We start from the raw sequence: 18,179 nt of genomic DNA on the forward strand, positions 1-18,179 counted from the left end.
ATTACCACCATCGACACGATGGTGGGTTAGCGCTTGTTACTGCAACCCGCCTGGAGGCGGGTCGTGCAGTCACCTGTCTCCATGGCCCGCCCACAAGGAGACTTACATGGCATCCCATCCCTCGAACACGTCGTCCGCGCGGCCTTCGTCCGCATCGTCGAGCACGTGCGGCACAGCTTCGTCGTGGGGCAAGGCCGGATGGAAGTGATCGAGGGCGGCGACACGGCCCTCGTCGTCATGGAATCCACGCTCGCCTACGACGAGGCGGACGGGCATGTGAACGTGACGCGCCGTGCAACGTACGTGTTCCGGCGCGAGGCCGGCGGACGGTGGGCGTGCACCGTCGACAATTCGTACGGCACCGACCTGCTCGCGTAAGCGCCAAGCGCCGCTGCCGATCAGCCTTCGCCGAGGTAGATCCGCTCGAACCGGGCGCCCAGCCGCGTCAGCACCTCGTAGCCGATCGTCCCCGCCTCGGCCGCGACGGTATCGACGTGCTGGTTCGGGCCCAGCAGCTCGACCGTCATGCCAGGTGCGAGGCGCGCGTCCGGGATGCCCGTGACGTCCAGCGTGATGCTGTCCATCGACACGGTGCCCGCGATGGGAACGCGCACGCCGTCGATGTAGGCGCAGCCGCGGCCGGACAGCGCGCGCAGCCAGCCGTCCGCGTAGCCGATGCCGATCGTTGCGATGCGGCGCGGGCCGTCCGCCACGTAGCGGGCACCATAGCCGACGGCGTCCCCTGCGGCGATCGTCCGTACCTGCACGATGCGTGCGTCCAGCGACACGGCCTGGCGCAGGGGACTCGTGTGGCCAGGTTGTGGATTGATGCCGTACAGCGCAGCGCCCGGCCGTACGAGGTCGTAATGGAAGTCGGCGCCGAGGAACACGGCCGACGAATTCGCGAGGCTCGCGCGGAGCGGGGGAAACGCGGCGCGGATCGCGTCGAAACGCTCGCGCTGGCGGGCGTTCATCGGGTGGTCTGCCACGTCCGCGCAGGCCAGGTGGCTCATCAACAGCACGGGGTCGAACGGCGCGAGCCAGCCGCGCGGATCGCCCAGCGCGGCCAGGTCGGCGGGCGACAGGCCCATGCGCGACATGCCGCTGTCGACCTGCACGGCGGCAGGGAGGCGGCGGCCGAGCCGCGCGCACAGGGCGCTCCACTCGCGCACCTGGCCGGGGTCGTTCAATACCGGAATCAGGCGATGCGGGACGAAGTCGGCGGCGGTGCCCGGCGGCGGGCCGTGCAGCACGTGGATCGTGCAGTCGGCCGGTACGATGCCGCGCAGCCGGATGCCTTCGTCAAGGTGCGCCGTGAAGAACACGCGGCAGCCTGCGCGCACGAGCGCGGGCGCGACCCTGTCCATGCCGAGGCCGTACGCATCGGCTTTCATGACGCCGGCGACGACGGCGCCCGCCGCGCGTGCGGCGAGCAGGCGATAGTTCGCCGCGATGGCATCCAGGTCGACCGTCAGCACGGCGCCGGCGCGCGCGGCCTGCGCCACGTGGGCGGGATGGGCGGCCGCGTTCATGCCTTGGCCAGCGCCGGACGGATCGCGGCGTGTTGCGAACCGGCGTAGCGGAACACGGCCAGGTCGTCCGCGTGGATCGCAGGGACCTTGCCGCTCACCAGGTCGGCGATGACGCTGGCCGAGCCGCACGCCATCGTCCAGCCCAGCGTGCCGTGGCCCGTGTTGAGGAACAGGTTCTTGAGTGGCGTGGCGCCGACGATCGGCGTGCTGTCCGGCGTCATGGGGCGCAGGCCCGTCCAGAACGTGGCGCGCGACACGTCGCCGCCGCCGGGGAACAGGTCGTTCACGACGAGTTCCAGCGTCTCGCGCCGGCGCGGATTCAGCGCCTTGCTGTAGCCCGCGATCTCCGCCATGCCGCCCACGCGGATGCGGTCGTCGAAGCGGGTGACGGCGATTTTATAGGTTTCGTCGAGGATCGTGGACACGGGCGCCTTGGCACCGTCGACGATGGGCACCGTGATCGAATAGCCCTTCAGCGGGTACACGGGGACGCGGAACTGGTCCTTCAGCAGCAGGCGCGAATAGCTGCCCAGCGCCAGCACGTAGCGGTCCGCCGTGACCCGGCCTCGCTCTTGTCCCCGCCTCGTTTGGACGCCGACGACCTGCCCATCGGCGATGTCGAGGCGCTCGATCGCCGTATCGAACTGGAAGCGCACGCCCAGCTCGCGCGCCATCTGCGCGAGGTGCGTCGTGAACAGCTGGCAGTCGCCGGTCTCGTCGTTCGGCAGGCGCAGGCCGCCGACCAGCTTGTCGCGCACGTGGGCCAGCGCCGGTTCAGCGCTGGCCAGCTGTTCGCGGGTGAGCAGCTCGAACGGCACGCCGGCCTGCTTCAGCACTTCGATGTCCTTCGCGGCGCCGTCGAACTGCGCTTGCGTGCGGAACAGCTGCAAGGTGCCTTGCTGGCGGCCTTCGTACGCGATGCCCGTCTCGGCGCGCAGCGCACGGATGCGATCGCGGCTGTACTCGGCCAGGCGCACCATGCGTTCCTTGTTGACGGCATAGCGATCCGCGTCGCAGTTTTTATACATTTCCCACATCCACTGCAACTGGAACAGCGAGCCGTCCGGCTGGATCGCGAGGGGGGCATGGCGCTGGAACAGCCATTTGAAGGCTTTCAGCGGGATGCCCGGCGCGGCCCACGGCGATGCGTAGCCCGGCGAGATCTGGCCCGCGTTGGCGAAGCTGGTCTCGAGGGCAGGACCCGGCTGGCGGTCGATGACGGTGACGTCGTGGCCGGCCTTGGCCAGGTAATATGCGGTGGTCACGCCGACCACGCCGCTGCCGAGTACGATTACGCGCATAGCTGTCCCTGTGTCTCGTTGGTGCTGCAGGTTTTAGAATATGTTTCCATTGTAGTAGTGGAACTGCCATAATAGTTTCGGTTTGTAATTCACTTTTCAGTGAAAAATCATGCGCGTACAAAAAGATTCGAATCGTGTGCTGGACCGTATCGATCTGCACATCCTGTCCATCCTGCAGGACGACGGCCGTATCGTGATGAAGGACCTGGCGGAGCGCGTCGGCCTGTCGCTGACGCCCTGCATCGAGCGGGTCAAGCGCATGGAGCGCGACGGCGTCATCGCCGGTTACCATGCCCGCGTGGCGCCGCGCGCGCTGGGCCTGCAGATCCTCGTGTTCGTGGAAATCACGCTGCACCAGAAATCGGAAGGGGCGTTCGAGCGCTTCCGCCGCGCCATGCTGGCGATTCCGGAAGTGATGGAGTGTCACCTCGTGTCGGGCGACTTCGACTACCTGATCAAGGCGCGTATCCCGGAGATGACGGAATACCGGCGACTGCTCGGCGAGATCCTCCATGTGGCCGATGGCGGGCAGTCGAAGAGCTATGTCGTGATGGAAGAGGTCAAGGAAACGCTGGCCGTGTCGATCGCGCGTTAGCAGGGCGTATCGGATGAATGACGACACGTTTTACGTCATCACGGGCGCTTCCGGTGCCGGCAAGTCGACGCTGCTGAGCGCACTCGCCCAACGAGGCTTCTCCGTCGTGCCCGAAGCCGCACTGTCCATCGTGCGGGAGCAGGAAGCGTCCGGAGGCGGACTCCTTCCGGCAACCGACCTGCAAGCGTTCATGGATGCAGTCGTCGCGCGGAACATCCGGGCATATGATCTGGCGACATCCTTGCCGGGACCCGTGTTCTTCGATCGCGGCATTCCGGAATCGATCGGGCATATGGAACTGCTGGGGCTCGATATCGATCCCGCGTATCGGGCGGAATCCGGAGTCCGTCCCTATGCCGACACCGTGTTCGTGGCGGAGCCATGGCCCGAGATTTACGTCTGCGATCAATGGCGGCGTGCGCCGTTCGCGCGGGCCGCGCGGTCGTTCGAGGCGACGGTGGCGCCCTATCGGCAGGCCGGCTATACGCTGTGCGTGCTTCCGCAGGTTGCGGTCGAACGACGGGTCGCATTCGTGCTCGAGCGGGTGTTCGCGGACAGGAAATAGAAGATCCTCCCTGTCTCGCTCGCGGGGCGCTATTCCGCCCGGTACAGCGGCAACGTCAGCTTGATCGGCCGCACGTCCATGCGCACGCGGTAGACGGAATACGTGTCGGCCTTGGTCGACGTCCAGCCCTCGGATTCGGGCGTGCGCGTAAAGGTGAATTCGAAGCCGCGGTCGGGCGTCGCGCCCGTCGGGTCGCCGAACGCGATGCCGGTGGCGCGCGCCTGGTCGCTGTCGCACAGCTTCATCAACAGGTCGACGACGGCCGTGTTGCCGAGGATGTCCGGGACGAACAGCGGGCCGCGGAACGACGGGTCGGCCGGGTCGACCTTTTCCTTGTCCGGGCCGGGCGTGAAGCGGTCCGTCGCGGGGTCGTAGCGGTCGCCGCTGTCCAGGTAACTGATGCGGGCGTCCGCCACGTTGAACGCGGGACGGGCGTTGTCCACGGTGGCATGGCCCAGGTCCAGCAGCAGGGCGCCCTTGTAGCCGATGACGGCGATCGAGCGGTCCGGCCCGACGACGGCCGCCGTGTTCTCGTCGATGCCCAGGCCCAGGCGATAGTGCTTGGCCAGCATCGCCGGCAGCATGCGCGCGAAGCGGCCGCGGATCAGCAAATGCTGGTCGACGAACACGTCGTCGCCGATGAAGCCGAGGCCGGGGGCGATGTCGCGGCCGTCCGTGATGCCGTCGCGCAGCGTGGGCAGCGGCGCGCGGCCTTCGAAGAACATGGTCTTGCTCATGATGGCGGCGCCGGCGCTCGTGCCGGCGATGACGCCGCCGCGCCGGTACAAGTCCCATACTGCATCCAGCACGGCGCTGTTGGTGCCGTCCGAATGGCGCAGGGCCGCGGTGATGCGGCCCTGGTCGCCGCCCGTGAAGAAGGCGCCGCCGGCCGCGCGCACGCTGGCGGCGAGCGCCGGGTCGTCCGCGGCCCGCTTGACGTCCGTGCCGGCCAGCAGCGCGGACACCGGCACGACGAACGGCTGGGCGCCGTAGCGCGCAAGGATCTCGGCCGTCGCGCGGCCGGAGCGTGCCGGATTGCCTGCCGCCGTCGGGAACACGGCGATGCGCGCGCCGCGCCCGCCCGCGAGTTCCACGATCCGGCTCCAGACGGGCGCATTGTCGGCGCGCAGTGCGCCCCCGGCGATCACGAGCGACCCCTTCACCGCGCGGGCCTTGGCATCGTCGTCCGCGCGCGTGGCGGCCGGCGCCAGGCCGAACGCCAGCACGAACGCGAGGGGCAGGGCGGGCAGGCGGATCGGCATGGCGTTTCCTTGGACGGTGGACACCCGACATGATACTCGTGCCCGGCCCTCCGGCCAAAGCCGGTATCATCCAGGCATGCGGCGCACTCGTGCGGTGCGCGCGCCGGCGCTGGGCCGGCCATTCGAACTGGAGCAAGCATGTTGATCGTGACCCATAGCGGCAAATTCCACGCGGACGACGCGTGGGCGGTGGCCGTCCTGATGTTGTTGTACCCGGAGGCGGAACTCGTCCGCACGCGCGACCCGGCCATCATCGCCAAGGGCGACGTCGTCATCGACGTGGGCGGCGAGTGGAATCCCGCCGCGGGGCGGTTCGACCATCACCAGAAAGGCTTCGACGGCGCCCGCGTCAGCGGCGTGCCGTATGCCAGCGCGGGCCTCGTGTGGCGTGAATACGGCGCCCGCTGTGTCGCGCTGCTGGCCGAACGGCATGCGGGCCACAAGCTGTCGGACGACGCGGCGCAGCAGATGGCGTACGCGATCGATGCCGACGTCGTGCAATACCTCGACCTGTCCGACGTCGGGGCCGCGCGCAACGCACCCGGCAGCTACGGCCTGTCGGCCATCGTCTCCGGCTTCAATCCGAACTGGATGGACGAGCAGCGGCTGGGCTACGGCGCGCCGGCGGAAGCGTATCGGGACGCCCAGTTCCGCCGCGTGCTGGAGTTGCTGTCCGATTTGATGATCAATGCCGTCAAATACCGCGTGGGCGCGTTGCTCGCCGTCGAGCAGGTGCGCCACGCCGAGCTGCTCGAGGGCGGCCGCGTGCTGTACCTGAAGAACGGCGCGCTGCCGTGGACCGCGATCGTGCGCAAGGAAATGCCGAATGTGCTGTTCGTCATCAGCTACAACGTGGGCGAGCAGCGCCACATGATCCACACGGTGCCCGTCAGCGCGGAAAGTTTCGACGCGAGGGCCGACCTGCCGGCCGCCTGGGCCGGCCTGCGCGATGCCGACCTGGCCGCCGTCACGGGCGTGCCGGACGCGGGCTTTTGCCATAATGGACGATTCATCGCGGCCGCGAAGTCGTTCGACAGCATCCTCGAGATGGCGCGGCAGGCGCTGCGCGAGGTCGATGCCGGCTCGTTGCTGTGATCCTGGCAACGCCCGCATTACGATTTCGTCAAATGTCTGTGGTTTTTTGGTACGAATTCGCCGAAAAGTTACCGAGATTCAAGTTTGCATTTACACCGACGACCGGTTCACGTCTAGAATTTCCCAAAAGAATCAACCATTTTAGGACGGGACATGAAATCGGTTCAGCAGGAAGTCGACGAGCGCAGCAACCTCACGGGCACGAACAAATTCGAGCTTTTGCTTTTCCGTCTGGGCGGCGACGCCGAGGGCGAGCATAGCGAGCTGTTCGGCATTAACGTCTTCAAGATCCGCGAGATCGTCGCCATGCCGACGATCACGAAGGTCGCGGGCGCGCCCGACCACGTCATCGGCGTGGTCAACCTGCGCGGCCAGATCATCCAGGTCCTCGACCTGCCGGGCATCGCCGGGGTCACGCCGAAGACGGGCCTGAACATCATGCTGGTGACGGAATTCGCGCGAACCACGCAGGCGTTCGCCGTCGAGAGCGTCGAGGAAATCGTGCGTCTCGACTGGACGCAGGTGATGTCGGCCGAGCACAGCGCCGGCAGCGGCATGGTCACGAGCATCGCGCGCCTGGAAGCGGCGGACGGCCAGCCGGCCCGCCTGGCCCAGGTGCTGGACGTCGAGACGATCCTGCGCAACCTGAACCCGGACGCCCATACGGAGAACATCGAGCAGGCCGTCGGCGGCAAGATGAAACTCAAGCCGGGCGCCGTGATCCTCGCCGCGGACGATTCCGTCGTCGCGCGCGCGCTGATCGAGCAAGGCCTGGACGCGATGGGCCTGCCGTTCGTGATGACGAAGAGCGGCAAGGAATGCTGGGACCAGCTGAACCACATCGCCGAGGCGGCCGAGGCCGAAGGCAAGAGCGTGCACGACAAGGTCGCGCTCGTGCTGACCGACCTCGAGATGCCGGAGATGGACGGTTTTACCTTGACCCGCAATATCAAGTCGAACGCGCGCTTCGGCAACATGCCGGTCGTGATCCATTCGTCGCTGTCGGGCACCACCAACGAGGAACACGTGAAGAACGTGCGTGCCGATGCCTACGTCGCCAAGTTCTCGGCCGAGGACCTGTCGCGCACGCTGCGCACGCTGCTGCGCCAGTAAATACGTCTGCCACGCCGAAAGAAGGCCGATGAGCACCCGCGTGCTCACCGGCCTTTTTTCTGCCTTCTGCCGTTGAGTTGTAATGGGGCAACAGCCAATGTCCGTATGTTGGTAGGAATTTTCCTACGGCAATATTCCTGCCGCATAATGCAGGCAAGACGGTCGCCATTTCACATTCTATGCAACAGCCCACCACGTTCATCGCGAGCATCTGGACCACGGACCGCCAGGGCGCCTGCGCGTCCGCCGTCGACAAGGACGCGGACCTGCCGGCTTTCCCGGTCGGGATGCCCCTCGCCGACTGGGTGCGCGCGCACGCCGTCGACGGGCACGATGCGGCCGCGCGCCTGACGGATGCGCTGGCGCGACAGGCGGCGTTCGACGCCGAGGTCGCCGTCGCCTGCGTGGACGGGCGGGAACGGCGGATCATCGTGTCGGGCTTGCCGCGCCGTGCCGCCGACGGCACGTGCGAAGGCTTCAGCGGCGCATTTGCCGACGTCACCGAACATCAGGAAGCACTCGACGTGCGCACGATCCTGGAAAGCATCGAGGACGGCTTCTTCACGGTCAACCGCAACTGGGAGATCATCTACGCGAACACGCTGGCCGAAGTCTTCGCCGGTGTCGAGCCGGGTTCGTCGAGCGGAAAGGTCTTATGGGACCTGGCCGTGGGACTGGAGGACACGCCGATCGCCGCCACGTACCGGCGCGCGATGGACCGGCGCGAGAACGCGTCGTTCGAAGCGTTCTACGCGCCCGCGGGCGTGTGGCTGACCCTGCGCGTGTACGCGCGCGAGGACGGCCTGTCCGTATTCTTCCACGATATCTCCGACCGCAAGCGCGCGGAGGCGCGCCTCGAGGAGCTGGCCACGCGCGACGATTTGACGGGCCTGCCGAATCGCGCGTGGCTCAACGGTCACCTGAAGGCGATGCTGGGCCGCACGCAAAGCCAGGCCGGGACGACCGTGATGTTCATCGACCTGAACCGCTTCAAGGAAGTCAACGACTCGCTGGGCCATGCGGCCGGCGACAAGCTGTTGCAGCAGGTGGGCCAGCGGCTGCAGTCGTGCATGCGCCCGGGCGACGTGGTGGCGCGGCTGGGCGGCGACGAATTCGTCGTGGCGGCGTCGTGCACGGGCCGCGAGGCGGCGGCCGGCATCGCGCAGCGGCTGCTCAAGACGCTGACCGTCCCGTTCTACGTCGACGGCCTGGAGATGTGCGTGGGGGCGTCGATCGGCATCAGCCTGTCCGGCCAGGACGCGGCGACGCCGGACCTCCTGTTCCAGAACGCGGACACGGCGATGTACAAGGCGAAGGCGCTGGGCGAGAGCTCGTACCAGTTCTTCGAACCGGAGATGAGCGTCGAGGCGCGGCGCCGCCTCCAGATCGAGGCGGCGCTGCGGCGCGCGCTGGAGCTGGGCCAGTTCGAGCTGTACTACCAGCCCCGCATCGACGTACGTACCTTGCGCCTGCGCGGCGTGGAGGTGCTGCTGCGCTGGACGCATCCGGAGCTGGGCCGCGTATCGCCGCTCGAATTCATCCCGATCGCGGAAGAGCGCGGGCACATCGAGGCGATCGGCAAATGGGTGCTGCGCGAGGCGTGCCGCGTCGGCAAGCGCCTCGGCGACAAATACGGCACGGTGCTGCACGTGTCGGTGAACGTGTCGGCCCGCCAGCTGCGCTCCGCCGACCTCGTGACGGAAGTCGAGCAGGCGTTGCGCGACTCCTGCTTCCCGCCGCGCGCGCTGGAGCTGGAGCTCACGGAAAGTGCGCTGATCGACGACACCGAACAATCCGTCGACGTGCTGCGCCGCCTGAAGCGCCTGGGCGTGACCCTGGCGCTGGACGATTTCGGCACCGGCTATTCGAGCCTGTCGTACCTGAAGCGCTTCCCCGTCGACGTGCTCAAGCTGGACCGCTCGTTCTTCCTCGAACAGTCGCTCGATGCGAACGGCGACGAAATCGTCTCCGCCCTCGTGCACATGGCGCATGCGCTGGGCCTGAAGGTCGTCGCCGAAGGCATCGAGACGGAAGACGTGATGGAAACGCTGCGCGCTTGCCGCTGCGACGAGGCGCAGGGCTATCTGTTCGCGCGGCCCATGGCCTTGCCGGAGTTCGACAAATTCCTGCAGTGCGAGGTGCCGGGCGCCATCGCCGCCTGAACTAGCGCGCGCGGACCAGCGACGCTGCGCCCAGTCCCAGCAGCGGCAACAGCGCGGCCAGCGCAAACGTCGCATGCGTGGCCGCCGCGACCTGCGCCGCCGCCGCATGCGCCGGATCGGGCGCGCCCGCCGCGAACACGGCCCCCAGCAGCGCGGACCCGGCGATCAGCCCAAGCTGCCGGGCCAGATTGAGAAGTCCCGCCGCGACGCCGCGCCGGTCGATGCCGGCCGCTTCCATCACGGCCGTGTTGTTCGCGGCCTGGAACAGCGCATAGCCTGTCGTCAGCACGGCCAGCGGCACGATCCATCCCGCCACGCCGGCCGCGCGCGGCGCCAGCGCCACGACGCCGGCTCCCACGGCCATTGCCGCGAGACCCGCCATGCCGGTGCGGCGCGCGCCGTGGCGATCCACGAGGCGTCCGGCCGGCACGCCCGCCAGCGCCGCGACGAGCGGGCCGGCCGCCAACGCGAGGCCGACCCCGCCTGCGCCAAGGCCCAGCGCGCGCCCGAGGTAGAACGGGCCGACGAGCATCGTCGTCATCATCAGCGCCATCGTCAGCGCGCTTGTCGCAAAGCCTGTCGCCGTTACGCGGTCGCGCAGCAGCGCGAGCGGGACGAGCGGCGCCCGTGCCCGCGCCTCGACGAGCACGAAAGCCGCGGTGCACAGTGCGGCGACGCCGTACGACCAATGCGCGCCGGCGCCCGTGGCGGCCAGCGCGAACGCGAGCAGCGTGCCGACGAGCAGCAGCAGGCCCGCGACGTCGAACGGTCCGCCGCTGCGGACGGTGGCGTCGTCCGGGAGGCGGCGCACGAGCGCGAACGCCAGCACGGCGCCGGGCAGCATCGCGGCGAACACGGCGCGCCAGCCGGGACCTGCGAGCAGCAGGCCGCCCAGCGCGGGCCCGAGCGCCGTGCCGACGGCGGACATGCTGCCCAGCAGTCCCATCGCGCGCCCCGTGCGGCCCTGCGTGTGCCCGGCTGCCAGCGCCATGCCGAGGGCCAGCATGACGGCGGCGCCGAGTCCCTGCAGCGCGCGTGCGGCCACGAGCAGCGGTAACGAGGGGGCGAGGGCGCAGGCGCCGGACGCGGTCGTGAACAGTACGATCCCGGCCAGCAGCACGCGGCGCCGGCCGATCGCATCGCCGAGGCGGCCCGCTCCGACGGCGGCGGCCGTCGCGGCGAGCAGGTAGGCCAGCACGATCCATTGCACGGCCGCGAAGCTGGTACTGAACGCGCGCTGCAACGTGGGCAGGGCGACGTTGACGCTGCTCGCGCCGAACGACGACAGCAGCACGGACAGCGCGAGGCCGGGCAGGGCGCCCGGCGCCGTCGTGCGCGCGGGCGGGGACAGCGTGGCTGGGGAAATGGTCATGATCGTGACAGTCGTGGTCGAGCCATCAGCGTAGGCGAGCCGACGCGCCGGCGGAAGGCGCGCGCGGCGCAATGACACCGTGCACGCGGCGCCATGCCGGGCCGGCCGCCCCACGGCTGTGCTATCGTGCGCGGATGACGATGCCCGACCTGAACCTGCTCGTGACCCTCGACGTGCTGCTGACCGAAGGCAGCGTGGCGGGCGCCGCGCGGCGGCTGAAGCTCAGCCCTTCCGCGATGAGCCGCGCGCTGGCGAGGCTGCGCACCGCGACGGGCGACCCGCTGCTCGTACGCGCGGGCCGCGACCTCGTCCTCACGCCGCGCGCGCTGGAACTGCGCGAGCAGGCCGGCCGCCTCGTGCTCGATGCAGGCCGTATGCTGCGTCCCGCCGAGGACGTGGACCCGGCGAGCATCGTGCGCATGTTCGCGCTGCGCGTGACGGACGGCTTCGTGGAAAACTACGGCCCCGCGCTGCTGGAGAGATTGGAGCGTGACGCGCCCGGCGTGCGCCTGCGCTTCGTGCAAAAGGTGAACAAGGACAGCGCACCGCTGCGCGAAGGCCTGATCGACCTGGAGATCGGCGTGATCGGTGAAGAGACGGCGCCGGAAATCCGCACGCGCGCGCTGTTCCGCGACCGGTTCGTCGGCGCCGTGCGGGCGGACCATCCGCTGGCGGCGGGCGACGTCACACCGGCGCGGTTCGCCGCCTGCCGGCACGTGTCGGTATCGCGCCGCGGCCGCGAACGGGGCGCCATCGATGCGGCCCTCGCCCCGCTGGGCCTCGAGCGGCCCGTCGCGGTGCTCGTCGGCTCGTTCGCCACGGCGCTCGCGCTGGCGCGCGCGTCCGACCTCGTCGCCAGCGTCCCCGAGCGCCACACCGCGCGGCTGCGCGACGGCATGCACACGTTCGGACTCCCGGTCGGCACGCCGCCGCTCACGGTGTCGATGTTGTGGCATCCGCGCATGGAGGCCGATCCGGCGCACCGCTGGCTGCGGCGCTGGGTCTACGAGGTCTGTGCCGGCGCGCCCGCCGACTGACCGTCAGCGCGCGTAGCTGGGCTGCTTCGGATCGTAGGTCCAGCCGGGGACGAGGTAGCGCATGGCCATCGCATCGTCGCGCGCGGCGCCTGCCACTTTCTTGTACAGCGCGTGCGCTTCCTCGATGCGCGCCATGTCGGGCGCGATGCCGAGGCCCGGCGCGTCCGGCACGACGACCTGGCCGCCGACGATGCGCAGCGGTTCCTTGGTGAGGCGTGCGCGGCCTTCCTGCCAGATCCAGTGCGTGTCGATCGCCGTGATGTCGCCCGGCGCCGCGGCTGCGCAGTGCGTGAACATGGCGAGCGAGACGTCGAAATGGTTGTTCGAGTGCGAGCCCCATGTGAGGCCCCAGTCGTGGCACAACTGCGCGAGGCGCACGGAACCCTGCATGGTCCAGAAGTGCGGATCGGCGAGCGGGATGTCGACGGCGCCCAGCAGGTGCGAATGGGCCATCTGGCGCCAGTCCGTCGCCACCATGTTCGTCGCCGTGCGGATGCCGGTGGCGCGCTTGAATTCGGCCATGACCTCGCGGCCCGAATAGCCGTCTTCCGGTCCGCACGGGTCTTCCGCATACGACAGCACGTGGCCCTGGCCCTTGCACGCGGCAATCGCCTGCGCCAGCGACCACGCGCCGTTCGGGTCCAGCGTCGCGCGCGCGTCCGGGAAGCGCCGCTTGATGGCGGCCACTGCCTCGACCTCGTCCTCCGGCCGCATCACGCCGCCCTTCAGCTTGAAGTCGCGGAAGCCGTATTTATCGACGGCGGCCGAGGCGAGATCCGCGATCCGTTCGGGCGTCAGCGCTTCCTCGTCGCGCACCTTGTACCAGCCGTCCTTTGCGGCGTCGCCGTCGTAGGGCAGGTCCGTGTGCGTGCGGTCGCCGATGTAGAACAGGTAGGCGAGCATCGTCACGTGGCTGCGCTGGCGGCCGTTGCCGAGCAGCTCGCACAGCGGCACGCCCAGGTGCTGGCCCAGCAGGTCGAGCAATGCCGCTTCCACCGCGGTCACGACGTTTTCCAGCCGCAGGTTGATCTCGTGCGGCTGTTTCATGACGGCCGCCTCCGCGTTCGTCGTCACCTGGTGGCTGGGTCCCGCCACGGCCCCGCGCAGCGCGTTCAACGTGAGGTTGTAGCGCGCGACTTCGGTCCCGGTGACGAGCGGCACCAGGCGCTCCAGCGCGCGCAGGATGCCGTTCGATCCCGGCACTTCGCCCATGCCCGTGTTGCCGGCGCTGTCCTTCAGCAGCACGAGGATGCGGGTGAAGTAGGGCGCGTGCGCGCCGCACAGGTTCAAAAGCATGCTGTCGCGGCCGGCCACGGGAATCACCTGCATCTCGGTGACGATGGGGCTGACGGCGCGCTGGATGAGGGGCATAACGGTCTCCTGGTGATGACGGGCATACGAAAAACATTGTTCGCGTTGCCGGTAACATTGTTCTACACTAGAATGGTAGCGCAACCATTTGCTCAGTGTGAAGGAATAACGATGTCGCGTCAATCGATTCTGGCTGCGAGCCTCCTCTGCGTAGCCCTTGCCGGCTGTGTTTCCGCCCCATCCGGCGCAGCGTCCGATCCGCCTGCCGGTGCCCACTGGGTGGCCTCCTGGGGTAGCGCACAACTCGTGCCGGAAGGCCAGAACGAATTGCCGGCCGCGCAGTGGCGGGACGCGAGCCTGCGCCAGGTCGTGCGCGTGTCACTGGGCGGCAGCCGGCTGCGGGTGCGGCTCAGCAACGTGTTCGGCACCGCGCCGCTCGTGATCGACGGGGGCAGCGTCGCGCTGGCGACCACGCCCGGCAAGGCCGACGTCGATGCCGCCAGCGTACGGCCGCTGCGCTTCGGCGGTGCTGCGGCCGTGACGATACCCGCCGGTGCAGAATACGTGAGCGACCCCGTCGAGCTGGTCCACGCGGCCGGTGCCGACCTCGCGATCTCGCTGCATTTCACGGAGGCGCCCGCGCGCCAGACGGGCCATCCGGGCGCGCGCGCGACGAGCTTCCGCGTTGCGGGCAACCAGGTGCGGGCGGCGAGCTGGCCTGGGGCCGACACGTTCACGCGCTGGTACCAGATCGCCGGCGTCGACGTATTGGCGGGTAGCGGCACGCACACGGTCGTCGCGATCGGCGATTCGATCACGGACGGCTACGGCGTCCAGCCGGATACCTATGCGCGCTGGACGGACGGCCTCGCCGTGCGCCTGCGTGCCGCGGGCGTATCGGAGGTCGGCGTCGTCAACGCGGGCATCGGCGGCGGGCGCATGCTGCGCGACGGGCTCGGGCCGAACCTCGTGTCACGCTTCGACCGTGACGTGCTGGCGCGGCCCGGTGTCTCGCATGCCATCGTCATGATCGGCGTGAACGACTTCGGCGTGCAGCATCGGAGCAAGGAAGACAGCCCGGCGGAACGGGGGCGGCTCGTGCACGACCTGGAAGAGGCCTACCGCCAGATCGTCGCGCATGCGCATGCGCGGGGCGTCTGCGTGCTGGGTGCCACGATCACGCCGTACGGCGGCAGCGGCTATTACGCGCCGGGTCCGGACAACGAGGCCGACCGACTGGCCTACAACGCGTGGATCCGCGGCGCGGGCGTCGTCGACGGGGTCGTCGATTTCGATGCCGCGCTGCGCGACTCCGCTCGTCCCGACCATCTGCGTCAGGCGCTCGACAACGACGGCCTGCATCCGTCGCCGGCCGGCTACCGCGCGATGGCGGACGCCGTCCCGCTGGACCTCCTGAAGACCTGTCATCCACGACCAGGGAACCCATGAAATCGTTCGCCGCAGCCTTCCTGCTTGCCGCCGCCGTCGCGCAACCCGCCTGGGCGCTGGGCGAGCGTCCGTTCGTGACCTTCGAACCTGGCCCCGACGCCGTCGTGCTGGCGCGCGCCGGCCAGGGCGCGAGCATCGTCGTCGACCCCGCCGATTTCGCCGGCGTGCGCCGCGCCGCGGCGGACTTGCAAGGCGACGTGGAGCGCGTGTCCGGCACACGCCCGCCGCTCGTGGCATCCGACACCGTGGCGCGTGGATCCGACGTCGTCATCGTGGGCACGCTCGGTAAAAGCGCGTTGATCGACAGGCTGGTGCGTGCTCACAAGATCGATACGAAGGCGCTGCGCGGCAAATGGGAAGGCTATCTCGTGCAGGCCGTGCGCAATCCGCTGCCCGGCGTCGCGCGCGCCCTCGTCGTGGCGGGCAGCGACAAGCGCGGTACGATCTACGGCCTGTACACGGTGTCGGAACAGATCGGCGTCTCGCCGTGGCACTGGTGGGCCGACGTGCCGGCACCGCACCACGACGTGCTCGCCGTGGCGGCCGGCACGCGCGTCGTCGACGCGCCCGTCGTGCGCTACCGGGGCATCTTCCTGAACGACGAGGCGCCGGCATTGTCCGGCTGGGCGAAGGAAAAATTCGGCGGGTTGAACCATCGGTTCTACGCCAAGGTCTTCGAACTGATCCTGCGCATGCGCGGCAATTACCTGTGGCCCGCGATGTGGAACAACGCGTTCTTCGACGACGACCCGGAAAACGGCCCGCTCGCCGACGAGATGGGCATCGTCATGGGCACGTCACACCATGAACCGATGATGCGCGCCCAGCAGGAGTGGCACCGCATCGGCATGGGGCCGAAGCAGTGGAACTACGACACGAACAAGGACAGGCTGCAGGCGTTCTGGCGCGGCGGCTTCCAGCGCGCGCGCGACTGGGACAAGGTCGTCACGATGGGCATGCGCGGCGACGGCGACGAGCCGATGGCCGAGCACGCGGACCTGCACCTGCTCGAGCGCATCGTCGCCGACCAGCGCCGGATCATCGGGGAGGAAACGGGCAAGCCGCCGGCACAGACGCCGCAGCTGTGGGCGCTGTACAAGGAAGTGCAGGAGTACTACGACAAGGGCATGCGCGTGCCGGACGACGTCACGTTGCTGTGGTGCGACGACAACTGGGGCAATATCCGCCGCCTGCCGACGCCGGACGAACGCCGGCGCGCAGGCGGCGCAGGTATCTACTACCACTTCGACTACGTCGGTGGCCCGCGCTCGTACAAATGGATCAACGTGACGCCGCTGCCGAAAGTGTGGGAGCAGATGCACCTGGCGTGGCGCTACGGGGCCGACCGCCTGTGGATCGTGAACGTCGGCGACCTGAAGCCGATGGAAGTGCCGATCGAGTTCTTCCTGACCTATGCGTGGAACCCGCAAGCGTGGCCGGCGGAGCGCCTGCCCGACTACTTGAAGCTGTGGGCGACGCGCGAATTCGGCGCGGCCGACGCGGCGGAAATCGCGGACATCGTCGCCACGTACGCCCGCTACAACGGCCGGCGCAAGCCTGAGCAGCTGACGCCGGACACGTACAGCGTTGCGAACTACCGCGAGACCGAACGCATCGTCGCCGGTTGGCGCGACCTGGCCGCGCGCGCGGCGCGGGTGAAGGCGCGTCTCGCACCTCCACAGCGCGATGCCTTCTTCCAGCTCGTCGAACATCCCGTGCGCGCGGCCGGCACGCTCGGCGAACTGTATGCGACGGTGCAGGCCAACCGTATCCACGCGCAGCAAGGCCGTGCGGACACGAATGCCCTCGCAGCGCGCGCCCGCGACCTGTTCGCCGAGGACGCGGCGATCTCGCGGGCGTACCACGAGATCAACGGCGGTAAGTGGAATCACATGATGGCGCAGACGCATATCGGCTACACGAGCTGGCGCGACCCCGACACGAACATCATGCCCGACGTGCGCGAGATCGCGCTTCCGGCAGCGCCTGCGCTGGGTGTGGCCGTGGAGGGCAGCGAGGCTGCGTGGCCCACGTCGGCCACGCTGCGCCTGCCGCCGTTCGAACCGTTCGACAAATCGGCCCGCTATGTCGAGGTGTTCGACCGCGGCGCGGCACCGCTCGTGTGGCATGCCCGCGCGGACGCGCCGTGGATTTCGCTGAGCGAGGTTGAAGGCACGACGGCCGGGACGCAGCGCATCGAGGTCGACGTGCGCTGGGATCGGGTGCCGGCAGGTGCTCAGGCTGGCAACGTGGTCGTGACGGGCCCGGACGGGCAGGCCGCCACCATCGAGGTGCCGCTGCGGCACGGGGACCAGCGCGCCGCGTCCGTCGTTGGCTTCGTCGAGACGGGCGGCACTGTCGCCATCGAGGCCGAGCACTACGCGCGCGCCGTCGCGCCGGAAGGCCGGTCATGGCTGCGCGTGCCCGGCCTGGGCCGCACATTGTCGGGCATGACGACCATGCCCGCCGTCGCGCCGGGCGTGCTGCCTGCCGCGGCGCCGCGGCTCGAGTACGACGTCTATCTGTTCGAGCCGGGCAAGGTGGACGTGCAGGCCACGTTGTCGCCGACCTTGAAATTCCAGCCGGGAGCGGGCCTGCGTTACGCCGTCGCCATCGACGACGAGCCGCCGCAGATCGTCGACGTGCACGCGGACGGCTCGCTGCGGCACTGGGAGAAGATCGTGTCGGACGGCGTGGCGCAGTTCACGACGGCGCACGCCGTCAACGCGGCCGGGCGCCATACGCTGAAGGTGTGGGCACTGGATCCGGGCATCGTGCTGCAACGGATCGTGATCGATGCGGGCGGGTTGAAGCCGAGCTATCTGGGCCCGCCGGAAAGCCCGCGCATCGGCGTCGATTAATCAGTCGGAATGCGCGACACGCAGCCCGCCCTTGCGGTCGGGCAGCCAGACTTCGGCCAGGTCGGAACTGACGTCGAAGAACCCCAGTTCGTGCTTGGCCGCGAGCCGGTGCACGGCTTCCCACGCGGCGTCGATCTTGTCCCAGTCGAGGAACGACATATAGATCAGCGCGCGGCCGATCGTGTAGTCGGTGCCGGATTCCGGGGTCGGCTCCGGCACGTCGGCCGGCGCGGGCGGGAATTCGGCCGCGAGGTCGGCGTAGAACGCCTGCAGCGCGGGCGCGGCGACGGCGGGGTCGTCGTAGCCGTGGCCTTCGTCCCAGGCCGTCTGCGCGTCGTACCAGTCGAGGAAGGCGGGGCGTTTCGCGGGCGCGACGTCGGGCGCGAACACCATCAGGTCGTAACTCATCGTGCGGTTCTTTCGGTGCGGGTCATCGTGGACCATGACGATACCTGCTCGGTGCCTGTGGCGCAAATGTCGAATGACGGCATTCGATTGGCAGTTCTGGTTCCAGCGGTGCAAAA

15 protein-coding genes are annotated in these 18,179 nt (G+C 69.0%); 9 read left to right on the plus strand and 6 right to left on the minus strand.

Annotated elements, in window-relative coordinates; genetic code table 11:
- The first annotated feature begins 81 nt into the window (after nucleotides 1-81).
- Nucleotides 82-378, plus strand: coding sequence for a YybH family protein (locus NX784_RS00095; protein WP_258814633.1), 297 nt, complete (start codon nucleotides 82-84; stop codon nucleotides 376-378).
- Between the two features lie 20 nt (nucleotides 379-398).
- On the opposite strand, the gene alr is transcribed toward NX784_RS00095, so the two are convergent.
- Nucleotides 399-1,532, minus strand: coding sequence for an alanine racemase (gene alr, locus NX784_RS00100; protein ID WP_258814634.1), 1,134 nt, complete (start codon nucleotides 1,530-1,532; stop codon nucleotides 399-401).
- Nucleotides 1,529-2,833, minus strand: a complete 1,305-nt coding sequence (locus tag NX784_RS00105) for a D-amino acid dehydrogenase (protein ID WP_258814635.1) — start codon at nucleotides 2,831-2,833, stop codon at nucleotides 1,529-1,531. Before NX784_RS00105 ends, alr begins: the two co-directional genes overlap by 4 nt.
- Before the next feature lie 109 nt (nucleotides 2,834-2,942).
- Here NX784_RS00105 and NX784_RS00110 point away from each other — a divergent pair, with 109 nt between their 5' ends.
- Nucleotides 2,943-3,428, plus strand: a complete 486-nt coding sequence (locus NX784_RS00110; protein ID WP_166859392.1) for an Lrp/AsnC ligand binding domain-containing protein — start codon at nucleotides 2,943-2,945, stop codon at nucleotides 3,426-3,428.
- A gap of 13 nt (nucleotides 3,429-3,441) precedes the next feature.
- A complete protein-coding gene (locus NX784_RS00115) occupies nucleotides 3,442-3,993 on the plus strand; it encodes an AAA family ATPase (protein WP_258814636.1) in 552 nt (183 codons plus the stop codon).
- A gap of 29 nt (nucleotides 3,994-4,022) precedes the next feature.
- On the opposite strand, the gene NX784_RS00120 is transcribed toward NX784_RS00115, so the two are convergent.
- The gene (locus tag NX784_RS00120) at nucleotides 4,023-5,255 is read right to left on the minus strand and encodes a cyanophycinase (RefSeq protein WP_258814637.1); all 1,233 of its coding nucleotides are present in this window, start codon (nucleotides 5,253-5,255) and stop codon (nucleotides 4,023-4,025) included.
- Between the two features lie 138 nt (nucleotides 5,256-5,393).
- On the opposite strand from NX784_RS00120, the gene NX784_RS00125 reads away from it, so the two are divergent.
- From NX784_RS00125 to NX784_RS00135, 3 genes are all read left to right on the plus strand, one after another.
- Nucleotides 5,394-6,350: an MYG1 family protein gene (locus NX784_RS00125; RefSeq protein WP_258814638.1), complete on the plus strand. Its 957-nt coding sequence runs from the start codon at nucleotides 5,394-5,396 to the stop codon at nucleotides 6,348-6,350.
- Nucleotides 6,351-6,503: 153 nt separating this feature from the next.
- Nucleotides 6,504-7,463: a chemotaxis protein gene (locus tag NX784_RS00130; protein WP_258814639.1), complete on the plus strand. Its 960-nt coding sequence runs from the start codon at nucleotides 6,504-6,506 to the stop codon at nucleotides 7,461-7,463.
- A gap of 179 nt (nucleotides 7,464-7,642) precedes the next feature.
- Nucleotides 7,643-9,625: a putative bifunctional diguanylate cyclase/phosphodiesterase gene (locus NX784_RS00135; protein WP_258814640.1), complete on the plus strand. Its 1,983-nt coding sequence runs from the start codon at nucleotides 7,643-7,645 to the stop codon at nucleotides 9,623-9,625.
- Nucleotide 9,626: 1 nt separating this feature from the next.
- Here the strand turns inward: NX784_RS00135 and NX784_RS00140 are convergent, their stop codons facing one another.
- Entirely contained in the window at nucleotides 9,627-10,997 is a 1,371-nt protein-coding gene (locus tag NX784_RS00140; RefSeq protein WP_258814641.1) for an MFS transporter, read from the minus strand.
- A 134-nt stretch (nucleotides 10,998-11,131) separates the two neighbouring features.
- On the opposite strand from NX784_RS00140, the gene NX784_RS00145 reads away from it, so the two are divergent.
- Complete coding sequence (locus NX784_RS00145) at nucleotides 11,132-12,034, plus strand: LysR family transcriptional regulator (RefSeq protein ID WP_258814642.1); 903 nt, start codon at nucleotides 11,132-11,134, stop codon at nucleotides 12,032-12,034.
- A gap of 3 nt (nucleotides 12,035-12,037) precedes the next feature.
- On the opposite strand, the gene NX784_RS00150 is transcribed toward NX784_RS00145, so the two are convergent.
- Complete coding sequence (locus tag NX784_RS00150; protein WP_258814643.1) at nucleotides 12,038-13,405, minus strand: enolase C-terminal domain-like protein; 1,368 nt, start codon at nucleotides 13,403-13,405, stop codon at nucleotides 12,038-12,040.
- Between the two features lie 219 nt (nucleotides 13,406-13,624).
- Here NX784_RS00150 and NX784_RS00155 point away from each other — a divergent pair, with 219 nt between their 5' ends.
- Together NX784_RS00155 and NX784_RS00160 are read left to right on the plus strand one after the other, a co-directional pair.
- On the plus strand, nucleotides 13,625-14,794 hold the full coding sequence (locus tag NX784_RS00155) for an SGNH/GDSL hydrolase family protein (protein WP_258814644.1): 1,170 nt from the start codon (nucleotides 13,625-13,627) through the stop codon (nucleotides 14,792-14,794).
- Entirely contained in the window at nucleotides 14,791-17,655 is a 2,865-nt protein-coding gene (locus NX784_RS00160) for a glycosyl hydrolase 115 family protein (protein ID WP_258814645.1), read from the plus strand. The genes NX784_RS00155 and NX784_RS00160 overlap by 4 nt, the downstream gene beginning before the upstream one ends.
- Here the strand turns inward: NX784_RS00160 and NX784_RS00165 are convergent, their stop codons facing one another.
- The gene (locus NX784_RS00165; RefSeq protein ID WP_258814646.1) at nucleotides 17,656-18,099 is read right to left on the minus strand and encodes a hypothetical protein; all 444 of its coding nucleotides are present in this window, start codon (nucleotides 18,097-18,099) and stop codon (nucleotides 17,656-17,658) included.
- Nucleotides 18,100-18,179: the final 80 nt, after the last annotated feature.

Source organism: Massilia pinisoli (assembly GCF_024753285.1).
Lineage (GTDB): Bacteria > Pseudomonadota > Gammaproteobacteria > Burkholderiales > Burkholderiaceae_D > Telluria > Telluria pinisoli.